The sequence below is a fragment of the Methylobacterium sp. P5_C11 genome, from assembly GCF_054049775.1.
Genome location: NZ_JBFULS010000006.1, coordinates 95,166 through 117,019, shown reverse-complemented (window position 1 = coordinate 117,019; position 21,854 = coordinate 95,166). Strand labels below are relative to the sequence as shown.

25 protein-coding genes are annotated in these 21,854 nt (G+C 70.1%); 18 read left to right on the top strand and 7 right to left on the bottom strand.

Annotated features, from left to right (window positions below):
- Positions 1-39 precede the first annotated feature (39 nt).
- Positions 40-942 (top strand): prolipoprotein diacylglyceryl transferase, encoded by a 903-nt coding sequence (gene lgt, locus ACXJKQ_RS05835; protein ID WP_457104818.1) that lies wholly within the window; start codon positions 40-42, stop codon positions 940-942.
- Positions 939-2,009 (top strand): class I SAM-dependent methyltransferase, encoded by a 1,071-nt coding sequence (locus ACXJKQ_RS05830; protein ID WP_457104817.1) that lies wholly within the window; start codon positions 939-941, stop codon positions 2,007-2,009. The genes lgt and ACXJKQ_RS05830 overlap by 4 nt, the downstream gene beginning before the upstream one ends.
- Before the next feature lie 43 nt (positions 2,010-2,052).
- Here the strand turns inward: ACXJKQ_RS05830 and ACXJKQ_RS05825 are convergent, their stop codons facing one another.
- Complete coding sequence (locus ACXJKQ_RS05825) at positions 2,053-2,244, bottom strand: fibronectin-attachment protein (FAP) (protein ID WP_457104816.1); 192 nt, start codon at positions 2,242-2,244, stop codon at positions 2,053-2,055.
- Positions 2,245-2,388: 144 nt separating this feature from the next.
- Between ACXJKQ_RS05825 and pgeF the strand changes: the two genes are divergently transcribed.
- The 3 genes from pgeF to ACXJKQ_RS05810 all read left to right on the top strand — a co-directional run bounded on the left by pgeF (position 2,389) and on the right by ACXJKQ_RS05810 (position 5,228).
- The gene (gene pgeF, locus ACXJKQ_RS05820) at positions 2,389-3,159 is read left to right on the top strand and encodes a peptidoglycan editing factor PgeF (protein WP_457104852.1); all 771 of its coding nucleotides are present in this window, start codon (positions 2,389-2,391) and stop codon (positions 3,157-3,159) included.
- A 269-nt stretch (positions 3,160-3,428) separates the two neighbouring features.
- Positions 3,429-4,268 (top strand): outer membrane protein, encoded by an 840-nt coding sequence (locus ACXJKQ_RS05815; RefSeq protein ID WP_457104815.1) that lies wholly within the window; start codon positions 3,429-3,431, stop codon positions 4,266-4,268.
- 201 nt (positions 4,269-4,469) lie between these two features.
- Positions 4,470-5,228: a DUF2076 domain-containing protein gene (locus ACXJKQ_RS05810; protein ID WP_457104814.1), complete on the top strand. Its 759-nt coding sequence runs from the start codon at positions 4,470-4,472 to the stop codon at positions 5,226-5,228.
- Between the two features lie 99 nt (positions 5,229-5,327).
- On the opposite strand, the gene ACXJKQ_RS05805 is transcribed toward ACXJKQ_RS05810, so the two are convergent.
- Positions 5,328-6,131, bottom strand: a complete 804-nt coding sequence (locus ACXJKQ_RS05805) for a L,D-transpeptidase (protein ID WP_457104813.1) — start codon at positions 6,129-6,131, stop codon at positions 5,328-5,330.
- Positions 6,132-6,390: 259 nt separating this feature from the next.
- On the opposite strand from ACXJKQ_RS05805, the gene ACXJKQ_RS05800 reads away from it, so the two are divergent.
- The 5 genes from ACXJKQ_RS05800 (at position 6,391) to ACXJKQ_RS05780 (ending at position 10,675) form a co-directional block, all read left to right on the top strand.
- Entirely contained in the window at positions 6,391-7,107 is a 717-nt protein-coding gene (locus ACXJKQ_RS05800) for a protein phosphatase CheZ (RefSeq protein WP_457104812.1), read from the top strand.
- A 76-nt stretch (positions 7,108-7,183) separates the two neighbouring features.
- Positions 7,184-9,250, top strand: coding sequence for an excinuclease ABC subunit UvrC (gene uvrC / locus ACXJKQ_RS05795; RefSeq protein ID WP_457104811.1), 2,067 nt, complete (start codon positions 7,184-7,186; stop codon positions 9,248-9,250).
- Between the two features lie 73 nt (positions 9,251-9,323).
- Positions 9,324-9,923 (top strand): CDP-diacylglycerol--glycerol-3-phosphate 3-phosphatidyltransferase, encoded by a 600-nt coding sequence (gene pgsA / locus ACXJKQ_RS05790; RefSeq protein WP_457104851.1) that lies wholly within the window; start codon positions 9,324-9,326, stop codon positions 9,921-9,923.
- Between the two features lie 54 nt (positions 9,924-9,977).
- On the top strand, positions 9,978-10,229 hold the full coding sequence (moaD, locus tag ACXJKQ_RS05785; RefSeq protein ID WP_457104810.1) for a molybdopterin converting factor subunit 1: 252 nt from the start codon (positions 9,978-9,980) through the stop codon (positions 10,227-10,229).
- A 215-nt stretch (positions 10,230-10,444) separates the two neighbouring features.
- Positions 10,445-10,675, top strand: a complete 231-nt coding sequence (locus ACXJKQ_RS05780; protein WP_331294072.1) for a hypothetical protein — start codon at positions 10,445-10,447, stop codon at positions 10,673-10,675.
- Between the two features lie 79 nt (positions 10,676-10,754).
- On the opposite strand, the gene ACXJKQ_RS05775 is transcribed toward ACXJKQ_RS05780, so the two are convergent.
- The gene (locus ACXJKQ_RS05775) at positions 10,755-11,528 is read right to left on the bottom strand and encodes an SDR family NAD(P)-dependent oxidoreductase (RefSeq protein WP_457104809.1); all 774 of its coding nucleotides are present in this window, start codon (positions 11,526-11,528) and stop codon (positions 10,755-10,757) included.
- Between the two features lie 156 nt (positions 11,529-11,684).
- Between ACXJKQ_RS05775 and ACXJKQ_RS05770 the strand changes: the two genes are divergently transcribed.
- Positions 11,685-12,095 (top strand): flagellar biosynthesis repressor FlbT, encoded by a 411-nt coding sequence (locus tag ACXJKQ_RS05770; RefSeq protein ID WP_457104808.1) that lies wholly within the window; start codon positions 11,685-11,687, stop codon positions 12,093-12,095.
- 13 nt (positions 12,096-12,108) lie between these two features.
- Here the strand turns inward: ACXJKQ_RS05770 and flaF are convergent, their stop codons facing one another.
- On the bottom strand, positions 12,109-12,480 hold the full coding sequence (flaF, locus tag ACXJKQ_RS05765; RefSeq protein ID WP_457104807.1) for a flagellar biosynthesis regulator FlaF: 372 nt from the start codon (positions 12,478-12,480) through the stop codon (positions 12,109-12,111).
- Between the two features lie 111 nt (positions 12,481-12,591).
- Here flaF and ACXJKQ_RS05760 point away from each other — a divergent pair, with 111 nt between their 5' ends.
- A complete protein-coding gene (locus tag ACXJKQ_RS05760) occupies positions 12,592-12,894 on the top strand; it encodes a hypothetical protein (RefSeq protein ID WP_457104806.1) in 303 nt (100 codons plus the stop codon).
- Here the strand turns inward: ACXJKQ_RS05760 and ACXJKQ_RS05755 are convergent, their stop codons facing one another.
- The 3 genes from ACXJKQ_RS05755 to ACXJKQ_RS05745 form a co-directional block, all read right to left on the bottom strand.
- Complete coding sequence (locus tag ACXJKQ_RS05755; RefSeq protein ID WP_457104854.1) at positions 12,895-13,116, bottom strand: hypothetical protein; 222 nt, start codon at positions 13,114-13,116, stop codon at positions 12,895-12,897.
- 4 nt (positions 13,117-13,120) lie between these two features.
- Positions 13,121-13,444 (bottom strand): hypothetical protein, encoded by a 324-nt coding sequence (locus tag ACXJKQ_RS05750; protein WP_457104805.1) that lies wholly within the window; start codon positions 13,442-13,444, stop codon positions 13,121-13,123.
- Between the two features lie 126 nt (positions 13,445-13,570).
- A complete protein-coding gene (locus tag ACXJKQ_RS05745; protein WP_457104804.1) occupies positions 13,571-14,080 on the bottom strand; it encodes a metallophosphoesterase in 510 nt (169 codons plus the stop codon).
- A gap of 160 nt (positions 14,081-14,240) precedes the next feature.
- Between ACXJKQ_RS05745 and ACXJKQ_RS05740 the strand changes: the two genes are divergently transcribed.
- The 6 genes from ACXJKQ_RS05740 to ACXJKQ_RS05715 all read left to right on the top strand — a co-directional run bounded on the left by ACXJKQ_RS05740 (position 14,241) and on the right by ACXJKQ_RS05715 (position 21,854).
- A complete protein-coding gene (locus ACXJKQ_RS05740) occupies positions 14,241-14,960 on the top strand; it encodes a cytochrome c biogenesis CcdA family protein (protein ID WP_457104803.1) in 720 nt (239 codons plus the stop codon).
- Positions 14,961-15,001: 41 nt separating this feature from the next.
- Positions 15,002-16,048, top strand: coding sequence for a selenide, water dikinase SelD (selD, locus tag ACXJKQ_RS05735; RefSeq protein ID WP_457104802.1), 1,047 nt, complete (start codon positions 15,002-15,004; stop codon positions 16,046-16,048).
- Positions 16,049-16,152: 104 nt separating this feature from the next.
- Positions 16,153-18,117, top strand: coding sequence for a glycosyltransferase (locus ACXJKQ_RS05730; protein ID WP_457104801.1), 1,965 nt, complete (start codon positions 16,153-16,155; stop codon positions 18,115-18,117).
- 44 nt (positions 18,118-18,161) lie between these two features.
- Complete coding sequence (locus tag ACXJKQ_RS05725) at positions 18,162-19,244, top strand: glycosyltransferase (protein ID WP_457104800.1); 1,083 nt, start codon at positions 18,162-18,164, stop codon at positions 19,242-19,244.
- A 278-nt stretch (positions 19,245-19,522) separates the two neighbouring features.
- Entirely contained in the window at positions 19,523-20,998 is a 1,476-nt protein-coding gene (locus ACXJKQ_RS05720; RefSeq protein ID WP_457104799.1) for a GumC family protein, read from the top strand.
- Entirely contained in the window at positions 20,991-21,854 is an 864-nt protein-coding gene (locus tag ACXJKQ_RS05715) for a WecB/TagA/CpsF family glycosyltransferase (protein ID WP_457104798.1), read from the top strand. The genes ACXJKQ_RS05720 and ACXJKQ_RS05715 overlap by 8 nt, the downstream gene beginning before the upstream one ends.

The following is a 21,854-nucleotide window of genomic DNA, read 5'->3' as shown; positions in this document are numbered from 1 at the left end:
CCTCCGGCGTCCAATCCGGCCGCCTCGGAGGTGAGACCGATGCCGCTCCTCGCCCTGCCCTTTCCGGCCATCGATCCGGTGGCCCTCGCGATCGGGCCGATCACGATCAAATGGTACGCGCTCGCCTATATCGCCGGCCTGATCGGCGGCTGGTATTACGCGCGCCGCCTCGTCATGGCCGACAGCCTATGGGGGGTGGTAAAGCGCCCGCAGGTCCTCGATATCGACGACCTCGTGGTCTGGGTAGCCCTCGGCGTCGTGCTCGGCGGCCGGATCGGCTACGTGCTGTTCTACAACCTGCCCATGTACATCGCCGATCCGATGGAGATCCTGGCGATCCGCAACGGCGGCATGTCGTTCCACGGCGGCTTCATCGGGGCGATCCTGGCCTTCCTGCTCTTCGCCCGGGCCAAGAGCCTCAACGGCTACACGCTCCTCGACATAGGCGCGGTGGTCGTGCCGATCGGGCTGTTCTTCGGCCGCATCGCCAACTTCGTGAACGGCGAACTCTGGGGGCGCGTGGCGCCGGACTTCCCCTACGCCATCGTGTTCCCGAGCGGCGGACCGCTGCCGCGCCACCCGAGCCAGCTCTACGAGGCCGCGACCGAGGGCCTGCTCCTCTTCGTCGTGATGGCGATCAGCGTCCGCCGGTTCGGCTTCCGAAAGCCCGGCTTGCTCGGCGGCATCTTCGTCCTCGGCTATGCCCTGGCCCGGACGTTCTGCGAGTTCTTCCGCGAGCCGGATCGCCAGCTCGGCTTCCTGTTCGGCGACCATCTCGGTCCTATGGGCGGCGGCGTGACCATGGGCATGCTGCTCTGCGTGCCGATGATGATCATCGGCCTCACCTACATCGTGCTAGCCGGGACCGGCCGGACGCGACCGCGCAACCCGGTCGAGCTCCCCACCGCCGAGGCGGCGCGCAAGGCGGCCATCGAGGCGTGACGCCCCTCGGAGCCGAGATCGCGGCGCTGATCCGCCAGAACGGGCCGATTGGCGTCGACCGCTACATGGCCCTCTGCCTCGGCCATCCGATCCACGGCTACTACCGCAACCGCGACCCCCTGGGGGTGCAGGGCGACTTCATCACGGCGCCCGAGATCAGCCAGATGTTCGGCGAGCTGATTGGCGCCTGGACGGCCTACGTCCACGGGGCGATGGGGCGACCCGATCCGCTAATGCTGGTGGAGTTCGGGCCTGGTCGCGGCACGCTGATGGCCGATGCCCTGCGGGCGCTGCGGGCGGCGGCTCCCGGCCTGCCCGTGACGCCGCACCTCGTCGAAACCAGTCCTGTGCTGCGGGCCGCGCAGGCGCGCGCCCTCGCCGGGACCGGCGCGACGTGGCACGACGGGATCGAGACGCTGCCCCCCGGTCCGGCGATCATCCTGGCCAACGAGTTCTTCGATTGCCTGCCGGTGCGCCAGTTCGAGCGTCGCCCGACGGGCTGGCATGAGCGACAGGTCGGGCTCGGTCCCGAGGGCGCCCTCGCCTTCGGCCTGTCACCGGAACCGAGTCCCGGCCTCGACGCGGACGGCCCGGACGGCGCGCTGATGAGCGTGCCGGCAGCCGGTCTGGCGCTGATGCGCAGGCTGGCAGGACGCCTGCGCACCACGGGGGGCGCCCTGCTGGCGATCGATTACGGCCATGTCCGACCCGGGTTCGGCGATACCCTCCAGGCCCTGGCAGGCCATCGCCTCACCGATCCCCTCTCCGCCCCGGGCGCGGCGGATCTCACGCATCATGTCGACTTCGCCGCCCTCGCTCGGGCTGCACGGGCGGAGGGGGCCGCGATTCATGGACCGGTGGATCAGGGTAATTTCCTGGCCGCCCTCGGCCTCGGCGCGCGGGCCGACCGCCTGAAGGCCCGGGCCACGGCGGCGCAGTCCGCCGCGATCGACGCCGCCGTCGCACGTCTCACAGACCCCCGTGTCGGGAGCATGGGCAGCCTGTTCAAGGTCCTGGCGGTGAGCGGCCCGACGATCGGGCCGCTCCCGGGCTTCCCGGAGGCCTGAACCACCGGGTCTCGTCTTCGGACCGATGCGGAGCCGAGCGTCGTCAGCCGAAGGAGCCGAAGCCGGAATCCGTCTGGCTGGAGGGCCGCGGTGTCGGCGGTGCAGGCGGATTGAGGTCGTTGGGGTCGAAGGCGGCGGGCTCGCCCGTCACGGGATGCGCGGGCGCGGTCGGGATCCGGGGCTCCTCAGCCTCGGGGGTGTCGGGCAGGGCGTCGGTTTCGATGCCGCGTGACATTGCGATCCTTCTCGAGGTGAAGCCGGATCGGCTCCATACTGCGATGCAACAAGAATCTGACGCCTGAACGACATCGTCAAGGGTCCGGCCTTGCGGTATCGCAGCGCCACAGGGGTACGCGAGAGGCCAACCGTGACCGCAGGCATGATGATCGAGGCACCGGAACTCTCCGCGCATGCGGGCGTGCGTCACGCCTTCTTCACCCGCTGCGGGGGAGTTTCGGAGGGCGTCTACGCGTCGCTGAACGGCGGTCTCGGCTCCCAGGACGTGCCGGAGCGCGTCGCCGAGAATCGGGCGCGGATGTGCAGCCAGCTCGGCCTGCCGCCGGACCGGCTCGTGAGCCTGTACCAGGTCCATTCGGCCGACGTCGTCACAGTCACGGCGCCGTTCGCGGCGGGGGAGCGCCCGAAGGCCGATGCCATGGTGACGCGGGTGCCCGGCCTGGCGCTGGGCATCGCGACGGCCGATTGCGGGCCAATCCTGTTCGCCGATCCCGAGCACGGGGTCGTCGGCGCCGCCCATGCCGGCTGGAAGGGTGCCCTCACCGGCGTCATCGCGGCGACAGTGGCGGCCATGGAGGCGCTGGGCGCGAGACGGCAAAGGATCGTCGCCGTGCTGGGGCCGACAATCGGGCAGGCCTCCTATGAGGTCGGCCCGGACTTCATCACGCGGTTTCAGGCGGATGCCCCCGGGATGGAGCGGTTCCTGGCTGCCGGCACGCGGCCCGACCACGCGCAGTTCGACCTCCCGGGCTTCATCCTGGCGCGTCTCGCCGAAGCCCAGATCGGAGAGGCCACCGCGCTTCATCTCTGCACCTACGCGGATCCCGAGCGGTTCTACAGCTACCGCCGGGCCACGCATCGCGGCGAGGCGGATTATGGACGCCTGATCTCCGCCGTCACCCTCGCGCCATGACCCCTCCGTCCCGACCCGAACAGGGGGTGCGACACTTTGTCGACGCAGGGCCAGGAAAAAAGCGTAGCCGTAAATGAACCTTGGCCATTCGAACGCGTTGTGGGGTCAAGGTGCCGGGGAAAAACGGCGGGTTGCCACAAGGGGCCGCGATGAGCGGTCGGCGACACCGCAGAGCGTAAAGCAGCCCTGGAACCGCTGGACAGCTACCAGATCCGGCTCCGCAGCCACCCGCTCGACGGGCGGCGGGGGCAACCAGTGAGGACCAGAACATGAAATCCCTGCTCCGCGTCACCACGGCCCTCGCGGGCGTCGCCTTCGCGGGTTCGGCCTTCGCCGCCGACCTTCCGCGCCGGGCCGCTCCGCCGCCGGTGTTCACCCCGGTCCCGGTGTTCACCTGGACGGGCGCCTACTTCGGTATCAACGCCGGCTACGCCTTCGACGCCAGCAGCCGCTCCACCGGCAACAGCTTCGGCGTGCCGTTCCCCTACGCCGCCCCCGGCACCGTCGCCACCTTCCGCAACAGCAGCCAGGACGGCTTCTCCGGCGGTGGTCAGGTCGGCTACAACTACCAGTTCACGCCGGGCTCGGGCGTGGTGATCGGCGTCGAGGCCGATGCCCAGTACCTCGACTTCGGCCGTAACCGGAACAGCGCCTTCATCAGTGGCGCCCTGGCCCCCGGCTACTACGTCACCGACCCGCGCGGCCTCTCCAGCCTCGACTATTTCGGCACGGTGCGCGGCCGCCTCGGCTACGCCTTCGACCGCACCCTCGTGTACGGCACCGGCGGCTTCGCCTACGGCTCGGGCAGCGCCGACCGCTCGTTCGGTGGCTTCGCCGGCAACGACAGCTTCCGCACCGGCTGGGCCGCCGGCGGCGGCATCGAGTACGCCCTGCCCACCGACTCGTTCCTGAACTTCTTCCGCTCCTCGGCGGTGACGCTCAAGGTCGAAGGCCTGTACGTCAACCTCGACCGCAACACCCGCAGCCAGGGTGCGCTCGTCGTCAACGCCGCCAACAACTTCCCGGTCGTCTACAGCGGCGTCGGCCGCCGCTCCGACGAGTTCGCCGTCGTCCGCGCTGGCCTGAACTACAAGTTCGGCTCGTACTAGGATCGGCCACGGGTGCGGCTTCCGCCGCAGACCTCAGCCTCCGCGTGTGGGAAGCCCGGCCGATCGGCCGGGCTTCTCGCGTTTCGCAGCCTTCGGATGAAGTTTTCGCAATCCCCCTGACAAAGCGTCGCCGCGCACCCATGTCGTGTCTGCCATGCGGCGCGTTCGAGCCCGCGGGCTAGATTCGAGGAGGACGACTCCATGAACAGCGAAGAACGCGACGTCATTTCGGGCATCTTCCAGCGACTGGAGCAGGCACAGTCCCAGCCCCGCGACGCGGAAGCGGAGCGCTTCATCGCCGACAAGCTCCGGACGCAGCCCTACGCCCCCTACGCGATGGCCCAGCTGATCTACGTGCAGGAAGAGGCCATCAAGAGCCTGAACCAGCAGCTCGAGCAGGCGCGCAGCCAGGCGTCTTCGGCCCAGCCCTCCGGCGGCGGCGGCTTCCTGTCGAGCATCTTCGGCGGCGGCGGCCAGCGGCAGGAGCCGCAGCCCGGCTACGGCCAGCAGCGCCCGGCGGGACAGCCCTGGGGCAACCAGGCCGGTGCGCCGCCGCAGGGCTATCCGCAGCAGGGCTACCCGCAACAGGGCGGCTACCCGCAGCAGCAGGGCGGTCCGTGGGGTGGGCAGCCCCAGGCGCCGGCGCGCGGCGGCGGCTTCATGGCAACGGCGCTCCCGATGGCGGCGGGCGCAGCGGGCGGCATGCTTCTTGGCAGCGCCCTCTCGAACGCCTTCGCGGGCGGCCATTCGAGCCTGGGCAGCGCTGCGGCCGCGGGCCTCGGTGGCGGGGGCGAGACCGTCGTCAACAATTACTACGGTGACGGCGGCAATCAGGATCTCGGTGCGGCCCTCGACAACAGCGGCGGCGACATGGGCGGCTTCCAGGACGCGAACTACAGCGATCCGGGCGGCGATTTCGGCGGCGATCTCGGCGGCGGCGACGACAGCGACTGGACCTGATCGTCCCTCATTACGACGAAGGCCCGGTCGCGCGCAGGCGCGGCCGGGCCTTTCCGTAACTGGCGCCACTGCCTCCGGTCGACCGGACGCATTGAACGCTCAGAGGACTTCGACCCGCGTTCCCACCGGAACGCGCTCATAGAGATCGACGACGTCGTCGTTCATCATCCGGATGCATCCCGACGACACCGACTGGCCGATCGTGTTGGGCTCGTTCGTGCCGTGGATCCGGTAGAGTGACGAGCCGAGATAGAGGGCGCGCGCGCCGAGCGGGTTCTCCGGACCGCCCGCCATATGGCGCGGCAGGTCGGGACGACGGGCGAGCATCTCGGCCGGCGGCGTCCAGTCTGGCCACTCCGCCTTCCGGCTGACGGTCTTCAGGCCGCTCCAGGCGAAGCCCGGACGTCCGACGCCGATGCCGTAGCGCAGGGCGCGCTGGCCGGGCTGAACGAGGTAGAGATGCTTGCCGGCCGTGTCGATCACGATCGTGCCGGGTCTCTGCGCCCCGGCAAACGCGACCTCCTGGCGCTGGAATTCGGGCGCGACCGCGCGGGCGATCCGGGCAGGATCGGCCTGGGGTGCACCATAGGCGGCCGCGGGCGGCGCGCCGTAGGGCTGACTCGAACCGGAAGTCCGGGCCGCGCCGTAATTCTGTCCATAGGCCTGGGCGGCTTCTGGTTCGGCCGGCACCAGCTCGCCCGAATAGGCCGCGACCCGCTGCGGGGCGGCAGCGCGCTGCGGCCAGCCGCGCGCGCCCCCCGCGGCACTGCCGGTGACGAGGTATTCGATCAGGCCGCCGCCGTAGCCACCCTCGGCATAGCGTGCCTGCTGCGCCTGCGCCGGGACGCACCACACCAGCGCGGCCGCGGCCACCCCTATCCCCAGTTGGACTGAACCCCGCATCGTCGCATGCTCCCGAGCCGGAGCCCGTACCTCCGACGCGCGAAGGATCCCGTTCGATTTTGGCGAATCAGGTGAACGAACGTGGTGAATCGATTTGACGGAGCCGCCTCTCCCCGGTCCGGCGGCGTCAGGGTGAATCGAGCCTTAAGGCGTGCGTCGGCAAACCAGGCGGGCGTTCAAAAAAGCTTGGCAGTCACAGTCCGCTAACCGATGTGGTAGAGAGTTGCGGCGACGGAACCCACACGCTCACGCCCGGACGATGACCCAGAAGCGCTATCGCATCGAAGACAGCCTCGGGCTTCCCGGAGCTCCGCCGCCCGGACCGGGGTCTATTGCGTCGAACGAACGCCTTGAGGAGATCTTCAACGCGATCCAGGATCTGCGCCGCGTCACGCAGATGAGCGCGAGCGAGACCATCGAATCGTGCCGCCGCGAGTTGCACGAGGCGCTGGCGATGCGCACCGAACTCGACGTGATGAAGGAAGCGATCACCCGCACCAAGTCGGAGCTGGCGACGCTGCACCGGACCGAGAATACCGGCAAGGGCATGCGCCGGGCGGCCGACGAACTCGACGCCGTGGTCGACTCGACCGAGCGCGCCACGACCCAGCTGCTCGGGGCGGTCGAGGAGATCGAGAGCCATGCCGGCATGCTCAGTGCCGCGACGCTGCCCCCCGGCATGAAGCCCCACGTCGACGTGATCCTCGAGCGTGTGATCACAGCCTACGAGGCCTGCAACTTCCAGGACCTGACCGGCCAGCGGATCACTAAGATCGTCAGCGTCATGAAGTTCATCGAGGAGCATCTCGACCGACTCATCGCGACGTGGTCGGAACTCGACAGCTTCAAGGAACTGATCACCGTGATGCCGGTGCCGACCTCCCTGGACGACGAAAGCTCGCTCCTGAACGGCCCCAAGCTCGACCACGACCCCGGCCATGTCGACCAGAGCGACATCGATTCGCTGTTCGACTGACCGGCCGGATCACCGGCAGGCGATTTTTGTCGCCGCCCCTGTCCCCCTGACGGTCCGGAACGCTTAGATCTGCGGTATGAGCCGCAGAGCCCTTTCAGACCTGCCCCCGGACACGTTCGACGACGGCCGCGACGCCGAGCGGGACGAGGGCGCCGACGACCCGGAAACGGGTTCGACCGCCCCGGATGCGCCGGACATCGACTTCGACTTCGAGCCGGGCGCCGTCCAGGCCGGCACCGAGGTGATCCGACGCTTCTGGTCGACGCTGCCGTCCTCGCCCGGTGTCTACCGGATGTTCGACCATCGCGGCGACGTCCTCTACGTCGGCAAGGCGAAGAATCTGAAGGCGCGGGTCGGCTCCTACGCCCGGGGCCAAGCGCATTCGAATCGCATCGCCCGGATGATCTCGCAGACGGCGGCGATGGAGTTCGTCACCACCGCGACCGAGACCGAGGCGCTCCTCCTCGAAGCCAACCTGATCAAGCAGCTGAAGCCCCGCTTCAACGTGCTGATGCGGGACGACAAGTCGTTCCCCTACATCCTGGTCACTGAGGACGGGCCGGCCCCGCAGATCGTCAAGCACCGGGGCGCGCGGCGTCGGAAGGGCAACTATTACGGTCCCTTCGCCAGCGTCTGGGCGGTCAACCGCACGGTGAACGCCCTGCAGCGGGCGTTCCTGCTGCGCACCTGCACCGACAGCTATTACGAGAACCGCACCCGGCCCTGCCTGCTCTACCAGATCAAGCGTTGCTCCGGCCCCTGCACGGGCGAGATCGCGGCCGACGATTACGCCGCCATGGCGGATGCCGCCCGGGCGTTCCTGGCAGGCAAGTCGAATGCCGTGAAGGACCGCATGCGCGCCGAGATGCAGGCGGCATCCGACGCCATGGAGTTCGAGCGCGCCGCCCGCTACCGGGACCGGATCGCCGCGCTCTCGGCGATCCAGGGCGTGCAGGGCGTGAACACCCAGGGTGTCGAGGAGGCGGACGTGTTCGCCCTCGACGAGCAGGCCGGCCAATTCTGCATCGAAGTCTTCTTCTTCCGCAACTTCCAGAATTGGGGCAACCGCGCCTACTTCCCCAAAGCCGATCGGACGATGACGCCCGACGAGGTGCTGGGCTCGTTCATCGGCCAGTTCTACGACGACAAGCCCGCGCCACGCACCGTCCTGACCAGCCACGGGATCGAGGATGCCGAACTGGTGGCAGCGGCGCTGTCAAGCCGGGTGGATCACCGCGTCGAGATCCACCGACCGAGCCGCGGTGAGCGGAAGAACCTCGTCGATTACGCCCAGCGCAACGCCAAGGAGGCGCTGGCCCGGCGCCTCGCCGACACGGCCTCCCAGGGCAAGCTGCTGGTGGCCCTGGGACAGGCCTTCGGGCTCGACCGGGCGCCGCGTCGGATCGAGGTCTACGACAACTCGCACATCATGGGCACCAATGCGGTCGGCGGCATGGTCGTCGCCGGCCCAACGGGCTTCATGAAGGCGCATTACCGCACGTTCAACATCAAGTCCGAGGACCTCACCCCGGGCGACGATTACGGCATGATGCGCGAAGTTCTTCAGCGACGGTTCAAGCGGCTCGCGAAGGAGGCGCCGCGGGCGGAGCGCGAGGCGTCGGCGGCCGCCGCCGAGGGCGGCGCGCAGGAACCGGTCCCGGCACCGAGCGAGGAGAGCGAGGCCTTCCCGGCATGGCCGGACCTCGTGCTGATCGACGGCGGCAAGGGCCAGCTCGACGCCGCCCGGGCGGCGCTGGACGAGGTCGGCGTCTCGGGTGTGCCGCTCATCGGCGTCGCCAAGGGCCGGGACCGGGACGCCGGGCGCGAGACGTTTTTCCTGCCCGGTCGACCGCCCTTCAAGCTTCCGCCGCGCGACCCGACGCTCTACTTCGTGCAGCGGCTGCGCGACGAGGCCCACCGCTTCGCTATCGGCAGCCATCGGGCCAAGCGGAAGCGTGAGATGGTCAAGAACCCCTTGGATGAGATCGCCGGAATCGGCCCCAGCCGAAAGCGCGCCCTTCTGCATCACTTCGGGACCGTGAAGGCGATCGAGCGCGCCGCCTTCGAGGACCTGGCCAAGACCCCCGGCGTGAACGCCGCCACGGCGCGGGCGGTCTACGACTTCTTCCATGCCGGCGCCTGAGAACCCGGCCGCGATGGCCGAGCCGGATGCGGAGGCGTTGACGGCCGGGCCGCGCTCTGATTTCACCCCCCTGATGAACGCCGTCCTTCCTCGACGACGGTCGCCGGCCTGGACGCTCGCGAATTGCCTGACCTACGGGCGCCTCGTTGCTGTGCCGGTGATGGTCGCGCTGCTGTTCTGGCCCGAATCCCACACCGCCCGGTGGACGGCGCTCGGCGTGTTCGTCGCGGCGGCGATCACCGACTACCTGGATGGCTACGTCGCCCGGACCTACCACCAGAGCTCGGCGCTCGGCCGGATGCTCGATCCGATCGCCGACAAGCTCCTGGTCTCGGCCTGCCTGCTGATGCTGACGGCGGACCACACCATCGTCGGCCCGAACATCTGGGCGGCGATCGTGATCCTGTGTCGGGAGGTGCTGGTCTCCGGCCTGCGCGAGTACCTCGCGGAGCTGAAGGTCGGGGTGCCGGTCAGCAAGATCGCCAAGTGGAAGACCACCGTGCAGCTCGTGGCCCTCGGCTTCCTGGTGGCCGGCCCGGCGGGCGAGACGGTGTTGCCGGGAACCGAGCCGATCGGGCTGACGCTGCTGTGGCTCGCCGCCGCGCTCACGCTCTGGACCGGCTGGGACTACATGCGGGCCGGGATCAAGCACGTCATCGACGATCCGCGGTGATGGATCTGGCCGCGCCCGGCGCGGTCCCTGCCCTGCCTTCGCTACGGTGACGCGATGAAGCTCGTCTATTTCGCCTGGGTCCGCGAACGGATCGGCCGCCCCGAGGAGGAGCTGGCACCGCCGCCGGAGGTCGCGACCGTCGCCGATCTCGTCGCGTGGCTCCGGGGCCGGGGCGAGGAATACGCCTACGCGTTCGAGGATCCGGGCGTCGTCCGCGCCGCGATCGATCGGACGCATGCCAAGCCGGACGCGCCGATCGCCGGCGCCCGCGAAATCGCCTTCTTCCCTCCGATGACGGGCGGCTGAGCACCGACCGCGCCGCGCACGTAGTCGGCCGGACTTGAATCGACTCCGGTTCCGGGATCATTGGCGCGGTCGCTCCGGCTGCACCTCATGCCGAACGGCGCGCGGGCCGAGCCAAGTTCCCTTACGGGTTCGGCCCGCCATCACGAATAGATCCGCGGAACGCTCAAGCTGTGACCGCAGTTAGTCGGTATCGAAACCGACACTGGAGTTTCAGCATGCGCACGATCTTGCTCGCGACCGCCGCCCTCCTGAGCCTCGGCGCCGCCGCGCAGGCGCAGACCACCGTGATTGAACGCGATCGGCCCGCCGTCGTCGTCGACCGTCCCGCTTCCGAGTCGAAATCCGTGACCGTCCACGAGCACGGCGACGGCTGCGTCACCAAGACGGTGCGCAAGGAGAACGACATGGGCGACTCCAAGACCGTGAAGAAGGAGACGTGCGACTGACGCACGTCTGCGGGTGGCGCCGGAGCGCCGCCCGCACGTCCGATCCGGCTCGAGAACCGCCGTTGGGCGGGAGGTTCGGTCAGCGCCAGCCGGCGTCGATGAAGTAGGGGTGCCCGGTACACATTCGGGCGTCGTCCGAAGCGAGGAAGAGGGTCAGCGCGGCGACGTCGAAGGGCTGGATCCGGCCATTGAGGCATTGCGACGCGACGATCTCGGCTTCGCCCTCCGGCGTGTACCACTTCTCCTGCCGCGACGTCTGGACGTTGCCGGGGACGATGGTCGCGACCCGGATGCCGTCGCGGCCAAGGTCGCGGGCCAGGGCGCGTGTCATCCCCTCGATCGCCGCCTTGGCGGTCTGATAGAGCGGCATCTCCTCGAGTCCGAGATGCCAGCTGATCGATCCGAAATTGAGGATCACCCCGCCGCCGCCTCGCCGCATCGCCGGAACGGCCGCCTGGGCGGCGAAGAACAGGTGGCGCAGGTTCACCGCCATCCGATCGTCCCAGTAGGCAGGCGTCACCTCGGCAAGGCTGTGACGATCGTCGTTGCCGGCATTGTCGACGAGGACGTCGAGGCCGCCGAGCGTCCTGTCCGCCTCGGAGACCAGGGCACGGACCGCCTCGACGTCGGTCAGGTCGCAGCGCCGGTAGCGCGGCGTGTGTGCTGCCGCGGGGGTCAGGTGCGCCACCAGGGCGTCGGCCGCGTCGTCCGCGATATCGCAGAACAGGACGTGCGCACCCTGACCGACGAATGCCGCGACGAGACCGGCGCCGATACCGGAAGCGCCGCCGGTCACCAGCACGCGCTTTCCGCCGAGGCTCGGATAGCGCGCGCGGGTGTCGGACAGCGGCATCGTCGGAACTCCTCGGCACACCCGTCATCGCGAGGTGATTTGTCGGAGTTTTACCATTCCGGACGGAGCCCGCAACGACTGCGGTCGCATCGCAGGTTGGCGAAACGTTAACGTTTCACGAATGACATCGCCGGGTCTTCTAGAAAGGAAAGCCCGATGCCCCTGCGTCTGGAACTCAAGCCGTTCGAAAGGCTGATCATCAACGGCGCGCTGCTGCGTAACGGCGACCGCCGCTCGACCTTCCTGATCGAGACACAGTGCAAATTCCTGCGCGAGAGCGAGATCATCACCGAGAGCGAGGCCGACACGGCCTGCAAGCGGCTGCATCTGACGCTGACGGTCGTCTACCTCGCCGACGATCCGACGCAGGGCATCGACCTGTTCTTCCGGCAGGCGACGGACCTCCTCGGGATCGCGCCGGCGGCGGCCCCACAAATCGCGGCCATCGCCCAGGCCGTCGAGGCCGGCGAGCACTATCGGGCGCTCAAGCTGAGTCGCAAGCTCGTCGAGTGGGAGTGCGCCGGTCCGGCATCCCAGGCGGACGCGCCGGCCCGGGCGGCTCCCTGACGCCCGTCCAGGCTCAGCCCGGATTGCCCTGCAGGCCCGCGGCGATGTGATTGTTGATCGACACGAGCGCGGCGATCTTCTCCGGCGTCGGGGCGATCATCGTGTCGATGCAGCTCTGGAGAACGAAAACGCCCAGGCGGCCCACGCCCTGCTTCACGTCGGTGGGAAGCGGGTTCTCGTCGGAGGTCGCCTCGGAGGTCAGCAGCGTCCAGACACGCTGGTTGAACGTCAGGGCGTCGTTGATGCGTCCGGCGTCACCGGCGGCGAGGCCCTGGCTGGCGCCGATGAGCTTCTGCGCCGCCTTCAGCAGAACTGCGGATTCGGCTTCGCGGGGTGTCAGGGCGCTGTGAGAGGTCTTGGCGTAAGCGTTGGCAGCGTAGTTCATCGGCGGTCCAGCCCCGTCGTAAGGCCTGCCTGGGGTGCAAGCTGGCGCGGAGCTGTCGCACATCAGGCGTTAAAAGCGCGTGAGCGTCCGATCCGCCATGATGCCGCCGGGTTGGACATCGACGACGTTGCCAGGCCCCAAGGAAATGGCCCCCGGATCCCGACCCCGATGTTGAATTTCCTACTCGGAACTGTTGCCGGCGGCCTGATCGCCTGCGTGCTGACCATCGCGGCGTCGCGGCATCCCGAGATCCAGGCCCGCCTTGGCTTGGCACATGCGCCGGTTCCCGCCACCCTCGCCGCCGTCACGAAGCCGGCCGAGGTGGATTGCGGGCGCCGAACGGAGCCGGCCCCCAAGGTCGGCTCCCAGGATATGTTGTTTAACCGCCAGCGGTTCTGGTCGGTCGCGCCCTGATCAGAATGTACCGAGGAGCATGAGAAGCATCGTCGTCGCGACGGTGGTGCTGACGAAGCCGCACAGCGCGGCAGCAAAGGACGGCCCCGACCGAACGGCGGCGGGTTCGATCTCGTTCGAAAGCGTGGCAGGGATCATCGGCGCGGAACCTTTTCGGCGACCTGTGTCGCGCGTATGGGGGTGATGCTGCAGAAACGGGACGGCCGAGGTGCGGATCCGCACCCGATCAGTCGCAGCGGTTGATTTTCTTGGCGATCCTCAACCCCCGCAGTTCGCTGCGGAGATCGATCGCAACCACGCCCTCGCCACATCGCTCGAATGCGTCGCGGGCGTCGTTGTAGCGGTCGCCGACCTCGTCCAGCGTGTCGCAGACACGGTCGTGGTCGCCCAGACGTGCCTCCTGACGCGCCTGGAAGCGCAGGGCATTCGCCTCGTCTACCTTGCGCTGCGCCTCGATGCAGGCCGGCAGGGCCGACGCCGCGGAGGTCAGGGCAAGGACTGCCAGAAGGCTGGCGAGGCAGCGGGTTAGAGTGACCGACTTGGCACTCACGGGAACACTCACACACGGTTGTGATGGCAGGTCCGCCGGGGCCTGCCGGGTTTCTCGGAGCGGCACGGGTCCACTCCCTCTCTGTGCGCTGAAACGGTGAAGCTCACGTGAAAGTTCCGATCCGAATCAAGGCTTCCGCCGCAGGCGCGAAGTGAGGATCATGGCGAGGGTCACAGGCGCAGGTCCCATCGGGTCCACGCCGACATCGTATTGCTTCGGCGTCGGCTTGAGCTTGCCGTGGCTGTGGCCGTGGAGGTTGACGGCGCCACGGCTCATCCCGTTCCAGGTCCGGAACGCGTAGTGGCAGAGCACCACCATCCGCCCGTCGACCATGAGTTCCGCGTAGTGCCGCACCGATGCCCAGCCGGGGGCCGCCACCGTGTCCGATCCGTCATTATTGCCGACGATCAGATGCTTCTCGCCGTTCAGGCCATCGAGGATCTCGCGGATTCGCGTCCCGCTCGGACCCAGGGCGAAATCTCCGAGGTGCCAGACCGTGTCGCCGGGCGTCACCGCCTCGTTCCAGGCGGCGATCAGGCCGGCATCGTGGGCGGCGAGATCCGGGTAGGGTCGGTGATCGAAGCGCAGCGCCCGCGGGTCGCCGAAATGCGTGTCGCCCGTGAAAAAGGTGGTCACCGGTCAGCTCCGCTCCGCCCGGAACCGCCGCCGGACTGGCCCCGAAATCGGGCGGGGGCCGCCTTGTTCCCGCAGGCCCGCGTCGGGCTGGCGCGTTGACGGCCGGCGCGGCAGGCGCGAAGCGTTAGTCCGGACGGCGGGCACCGAGAGGGTGGGCGACATGCTGGGGAGCGGGGGATTCGCGTTCCTGGCGGGCCTGCTCTCGGTGCTGTCGCCCTGCGTGCTGCCCCTGGTCCCGATCGTTCTCGGGACTGCGGCCGCGGAGCATCGGCTCGGACCGGTCGCCCTGGCCGGGGGGCTGGCCCTCTCCTTCACCCTCATCGGGCTGTTCGTCGCGACCGTCGGCTTCGCCATCGGACTAGACGGCGACGTGTTCCGCCGTGCCGGCGCGGTGCTCCTCGTGCTCCTGGGCGTGGTGCTGATGCTTCCGCAGGTCCAGGCCAGGGTCGCGACCGCGGCCGGTCCCGTGGGCGCCTGGGCCGAGGAGCACTTCGGCGGCTTCGCGGCCGGAGGATTGTCCGGCCAGTTCGCCGTGGGTCTGCTGCTCGGCGCGGCGTGGAGTCCCTGCGTGGGACCGACACTCGGCGCGGCCTCGCTGATGGCGGCGCGGGGCGAGCATCTCTGGAGCGTGGCGCTGACGATGCTGGCCTTCGGGATCGGGGCCGCGACCCCTTTGATGCTCCTGGGGCTCGCCTCCCGCGAGGCCTTGATGCGCTGGCGCGGGGGCCTCGCCGCGGCCGGCCGGACCGCCAAGGCTGCGCTGGGCGCCGTGATGGTTGTCCTCGGCCTGCTGGTGCTGAGCGGCCTCGACAAGCGCGTCGAGGCCGCCGCCGTCTCGGCATCGCCGGACTGGCTCAACGCGCTGACGACGCGCTACTGACGCACGGAAAGCCCGAGGACCATCCGGAACGGAGCCCAGCGATGCCCGATACGCCCCGGCTGACCAGCCTCGCCCATGGCGGCGGCTGCGGCTGCAAGCTCGACCCGGCCACCCTGCGCCAGCTCCTCGCGCAGCAGCCGGTTGCCGGCCCGTTCGAGCGGCTCCTGGTCGGCAACGAGACCTCGGACGATGCGGCGGTGTGGGAACTCGAGGACGGGACCTGCCTCATCGCCACCACCGACTTTTTCACGCCGATGGTGGACGATCCCGTCGCGTTCGGCCGGATCGCCGCGACGAACGCCATCTCGGACGTCTACGCCATGGGCGGACGGCCGCTCCTCGCGCTCGCGATCCTGGGCATGCCCCTGGGCAAGATCGATCCGGACGTGGTTGCCCGGATCCTGCGCGGCGGCGCCGAGACATGTGCCGAGGCCGGGATCCCGGTGGCGGGCGGCCACTCGATCGACGCACCGGAGCCGATCTACGGCCTCGCGGTGATCGGCACCTGTCGCCGGGAGGCGGTGCGGCGCAACGCCGACGCGCAGGCCGGGGATGCGGTCCTGCTCACCAAGGCGCTCGGGCTCGGCGTTTACGCGGCGGCGATCAAGCGCGGCGTCCTCGACGAGGCCGGCTACAGCGACTTCATCGCAACCACCACCCTGCTCAACCGGATCGGCCCCGACCTCGCCACCGAGGCCGCCGTCCACGCCCTCACGGACGTGACCGGCTTCGGGATCCTGGGTCACGGCCTGGAGATCGCGCGCGGCGCCGGTCTCACCCTCACGCTCGAACTCGACGCACTGCCTCTCCTGCCGCAGGCGGAAGCCCTGGTGCGTGCGGGCTGCGTCACAGGTGCCTCCCACCGGAACTGGGCCGCCTTCGGCGATGCGGTAGATTTGCCGGATGCGTTTCCCGAGTGGCGCCGCCACCTGCTCACCGATCCGCAGACCTCCGGCGGGCTTCTCGTCACCTGCTCGGCCGACAAGGCCGAAGCGATCCTCGCGCGCATCCGCTCGGCGGGCTACCCGTCTGCCGCCACTATCGGCCAGTTCGCGGCCGGTCCGGCCCGCATCCGCGTGGCGGGATGACAGGCCGTCCGCACACGACAGGCAATCTTCAACCTTCCCGTTCAACCTACCGCCCAGCCCCTACGCGAGCCGCCGCCAGAGCCTCTGTGACCGACGCCGCTGACATGTCACCCCCCGCCCACGGCGTCGCCGGCTGGCCGTTCGGACGCAACACCGTGGGACCTCACCGTCCCGCATCGCTGCCCGATTGGCGCCCCTGGCCGAAGATCCGCATCGTCACGGTGGCGCGGGCGGAGGCTGCGCTGGCCGAGACCGTCGCTTCGGTCCTGCGGCAGGGCTATCCGGAACTCCGGCACGACATCCTGAACCCAGGCACCGGCCGCGCCGCCATCGACAGGTTGCTGACCGATCCGGACACGGATCACCTGCTCTGGCTCCGCGCCGGCGACCTGCTCGCCCCGGGGGCGCTGACCGCCCTGGCGCTCGAGCGGTCGTTGAGCGACGTCGATGCGGTGGCAGGGCTGCGCGTCCTGTTCGACGTCACCGTCCGAGGCCTCGACGGGCCTGCCGGCGCGGCGGAAGCGGGGGACCTCGCACCTGTCGGAGGCGCGGTTCTCTGGACCCGCGCGGCGCTGGGCGCCCATCCGCCGCTGGAGGCCGACGGGATGCTCGACACCGGGGCGGCCTGGTCGCGGGTTCCCGAGGATCGGCGGAGCCTCATCGGCCGCCCGGTCCTGCTCCACCGGCTGCACGCAGATCCGCAGCCGCCCGCGACGGGCCTGTCGATCGTATCGCTCACCGGGACGGGCACACAGGGGGGCGCCGGCGTGGCGCAGCGCCGGCTGGCCGAGGCGCTGTCGCTGGCGGGCCATCGTGTGGCGGAGGTCGTGCTGAGCGGCCGCCCCGAGGCCGCCGAGTGGCGCGATTCGTTCCCCGAGGCGGAGGCGGCGATCGCGGCGGTCGCCCCCGACCTCGTGCTCGCCGGCAACCTGCACGGCGCCACCCGGAGCCTCGATGTCGTCGGTCGCCTCGCCCGGCGGGGACCGGTCGGCCTCGTCCTGCACGACCTGTTTCCCCTGACGGGTCGATGCTGTCATCCGCGGGATTGCGACCGGGCGGCCATGGGCTGCGACGCAGCCTGCCCCAGCCCCGACGAGTACCCGCAACTCGCGCCCGACCGGATCGCCGGGATGCATGGCCGCAAGCGCGCCGTCCTCGCAGCCCCCTCGGGACCGTGGCTGCTCGCGAATTCAGCCTGGACGCTGGCGCGCGCGCGCGAACTCGCTCCGCCCGGCACCGCGGCTGAGCCGATTCGCCTGGCCTTCCCGACCGCCGTGTTTCGGCCCGGAGATCGCGCTGTCCTGCGCCGCCAGCTCGGGCTGCCACCCGACGACGTGCTGATTCTTGTGTCCTCAGTGATCGTCGATGGCCCCGATAAGGGCTTTCCCGACCTGCGCGAGGCGCTCCGGGACGTGGCGGGGCCGGGCGTCGGCGTCGTCGCAATCGGGCGGCTCGACGATCCAGCACGCCTCGGCGTCGCGAACCTGTTCGCGCCCGGCCTCATCGCCGACGAGGAAACCCTGGCCGCATGGTACGGTGCCTGCGACCTCCACGTCACGGCGAGCCGCCACGAGACCCTCGGGCAGACCCCCATCGAGGCCGGCCTGTGCGGCGTGCCGACCCTGGCCTACCGCACGTCCGGTCTGACCTCCGCAGTGATCGACGGCGTGTCGGGCCGCCTCGTGCCGATGCGGCCGGGCGCCCTCGCCGAAGCGCTGGCCGCGCTGATCGGAGACCCGGAGGCCCGCATCCGGCTCGGCGCCTTCGCGCGCATCGCTCTGGAGGGCCGCTACAGCCCGGCCGCGGCAGCCCTGTCGCTGGAGGCGGCCTTCCGCCGGCGGAGCCTGCCGGACGTGCCGGAACGGCCGCGCTTCGCCCCGGAGATGCTCGGGCACTTTCCCTTCGCGGTCGCCCTGCGGCGTGGCGCGACAGGCACGGTTCCGGCGGTCTCGCGGCCGTTCGTGCGCCGGCTGCGACGGGCCAAGCAGATGGTCCTCGGGCGCCGGATGCCGCTCTTCGTGCGCCGCTGCCTCTACCTCGCCGGCACGCTGCGGCGGAGCGCTCCGTGACCCCAGCCGAAGACGAGGCAGGAGACCGAGCGGACGCGGATGGCGTGAGACGGCGCATCTATCTCGATCAGACCCATTTGCGCGCCCACGTCACGGGGATCGAGCGAATCACCCTCGACCTGTTCGCCCCGGACCGGCTCGCCCCGCATGAGGTGAGGCCGGTGACGGCCGGCTCGCTTCCCGGCATGGTCGCCGCGCAGCATCTCGGCCTCCCCGCCCGCGCCCTGGCGGATCGGGAAGCGCTGTTTCTGTTCCCGGGCTTCCCGCCGGGTCCGCTCTGCGCCGTCGCGGCGACCCGCTGCCTGCTCTACGTCCACGACACCTTCCTGCTGACCCGTCCGGAGGATCTGAGCCTGCGGAGCCGGCTCTACATGAGCCCGAGCTTCGCCCTGGCCCTGCGCTGGTGCCCGAACCTGTTCGTCAACAGCCGCACCACCGGCGCGGCCGTGCGCGCGCTCTGCGCGACCCGCGCCCGCGTTGCCCTGCTGCGCCCGCCCGTCCGCGACGCCTTCGGACTCGCCGATCTTCCGGGGCCGGCGGCCTACATCCCGGGCGAACCGCTCCGGCTCCTCGCCATCGGAACCATCGAGCCACGTAAGAACTATCCGGCGGCCCTCGCCCTGACGGCGGCGCTCATCCGCTCTGGCATCCGGGCGGAACTCCATCTCGTGGGCCGGGTCGGCTGGGGCCACCATGCCTTCCTGGCCGCGCCGCCGCCGTTCCTGCACCGGCACGGCTACCGCACGGATGCGGAGCTTCGGACGCTCGCGGGCTCGTGCCACCTGATGGTTTCGACGTCCAAGGCGGAGGGGCTTGGCCTTCCGCTGCTCGAGGTGCAGCACGGCGGTCTGCCGGTGGTGGCGCCGGACGATCCCGTGTTCCGCGAGGTTCTGGGGACATCGGGCCTGTTGATCCGCCCGGAGGATCCCGAGGTCGCCGCCCGCACGGTTGCGACCTGGGTCGGGGACGGCGGCCTGACCCGCGCGGCCGCGGTGAGCCGGGCCAATGTGGCGACCTGGAACGGGGCAGCGGCGGCGGACGGCCGGCGTTTCCGGCGGTTCCTGGCGGGCGACCGGACCGCCTACGACGCACTGGATTCAATTGTCGCATCCGATGCGCGCCCGTGAGACGCGCCACGTAGTCCCCAGCAAAACCTGGCCTGTCCCCGTCCCGATGTCGTGACACTTTGAACGACGTCTGTATGCGATATCGACAGGCTTCCTGAAGCAGGACTCCCTCGGGGCGACAGGTCAGGTCCGGTATGCTGATTGCTGGACTGTCCGCGAAGGCACCGCATCGGGCGAGAACCTGTTCCGGATCGGCACAAAGCTGGTCAGAAGGGGACAGACGACGAAGGCGGTAAAGGGCGGTCGTTTCCGCCCCGGCAGGTCAGGGAGCGAGGCGTATGTTCGACTTCTCGACACGAATGAGCGGGGAGCAGCCCGTCCGGATGGTGCTGCCGCAGGTGACCCCGCCGGCCGACGGCCGGGTGATCCTGCGGCGCCTGTGGCGCGGCAGCGGCTTCATCGTGCTTGGGGCGCTGTTCATGGTGGCGGCGGCCGTGGCGCTCCTTGGCCTGATCCCGCCGCGCTACACGTCGAGCATCCAGATCCTCGTGGATCCCAGCGACCTGCGTGTCGTCGAGAACGACGTCAACGCGCGCCAACCGCAGGCCGACAGCGGCGTCTCGATCGCCGAGAGCCAGGTGCGGGTGATCCAGTCCGACAGCGTCCTGCGCCGGGTCATCGCGAAGCTTCACCTCGACCAGGACGACGAGTTCGTCCTGCCCGATGGCAACAACCCGACGCTCAACTGGATCAAGGGTGCCCTGGGCATGCTGCCGCCGCCCGCGAGCCGGGATCCGGTCATCACCGCCCTCGACACGCTGCAGAACCGGCTCAGCGTCCGGCGGGCCGAGCGGACCTTCGTGATCGACGTCTCGGTACAGTCCCGCGACCCCGAGAAGGCCGCCCGAATCGCCAACGCCGTCGGCGACGCCTACTTCACCGAGGAGACCGCAGCCCGCACCGAGACCGCGCGCCGGGCGTCCGATGCCCTCGCCGGGAGGCTCAACAGCCTGAAGCGGGATGTCGAGCAGGCGGAGAGCGCCGTGGTGCGCTACCGCGAGGACCACAGGCTCGTGGCCGCGAGCGGCCGCCTGCTCACCGACCAGCAGCTCGGCGACCTCAACCAGCAGCTCGTCACCGCCTCGATCAAGACCGCAGAGGCGAAGTCGCGCCTCGAGCAGGCCCGCCGGATGCGCTCGGCGGATCCCAGCACAGCGCTGCCGGAGATGCTGCAATCCCTGGAGATGCAGGCCCTGCGGCAGCAATACGCCACGCTCTCCCGCAACACCGCCGAGCTCGCCACCCGGCTCGGCGAGCGCCACCCGGCCATGGCCGAGCAATACGCCCAGCAGCGCGACCTGCAGCGCCTGATCCAGCGCGAGAAGGAGCGGATCATCGACACGACGCAGAAGGATTACGACCGCGCCGCGGCGAGCGAGGCGGCGATCCGGGCCAGCCTCGACCGGGTGAAGAACGAGACGGTGAGCAGCGACCGCGCCTATGTCGGCCTGCGCGAACTGGAGCGCACCCTCGATGCCCGCCGTGGCATCTACGAATCGTACCTGAAGCGCGCCCGGGAGGCGAGCGAGCAGGAGCGGCTCAACACCACCAATGTCCGCATCATCTCGGCCGCGACTCCGGCGCGCCAGCGGACCTTCCCGCCCTCGCCCAAGATCGTCCTCCCCGTGGCCCTGATCCTCGGCCTGATGCTCGGCGGCGGCATCGCCCTGCTCCTCGGCGCCGACAGCGACCGCCGCCGCAGCCTGCGGGCTGCCACCCGGCCGGCCGCGAGCTTCCGGGCCGCCGATGCGTGACACCGGCGAGGTCAGCCTCTACCTGGGCGCCATGGATCAGGTCCGCGAGGAGGCGCACACCGTGAGCGCCCCGGCCGCCCCGGCCTCTGGGGCGGCGCCGATGGGTGCGACCGTCGAGCTGTTCGGATACCGCTTCCACACGGGCACGGCCGCGGCGCTGGTCGCTACCGTCGCGGCGCGGCAGGACGGCCGGCCGCGGATGATTGTCACGGCGAATGTCGATCATATCGTCCAGCTGAGCGAGAACGCTCCCTTCCGCGAGGCCTACGCCCGGGCCGCTGCCAGGACGCTGGACGGCATGCCGCTGGTCTGGCTGGCCCGGAGGCGCTGGCGCCAGCCGGTCCATCGGATCACCGGCCACGATCTGCTGGGCTGCGTCCTCGCTGATCCGCCAACCTTCGCACGGCGGGTTTTCTTCGTCTGCGCCCGCCAGGACGCGGCGGACGCGCTGGCCATCCGGCTGCAGGCGGCGGGCCTTCCGGCGGGCGCCGTGGCCAGTGCCGTGCCGCCCTTCGGGTTCGAGAACGACCCGGGCTACAGCCGCACCCTGGCGGAACGGATCCGCGCCCATGGGACGACGCTCCTGGTCATGGGGGTCGGAGCGCCCAAATCCGAGATCTGGGTGGACCGGCACGGCCAGATGCTCGGCGCGCCCGTGGTGTTCTGCGTCGGTGACGCCCTGAACGTCGCCGCCGGCTTTCTGCCGCGCGCGCCGGCGCTGATCCAGCGCCTCGGCCTCGAATGGATCTACCGGTTCCTGCAGGCCCCGCGGCGGCTGTTCAGCCGCTACTTCATCAAATCCTGGCGCTTCATCGGCATCGCCATGCGGGACCGGTCGCAGCGGCGCGTCGGCTGA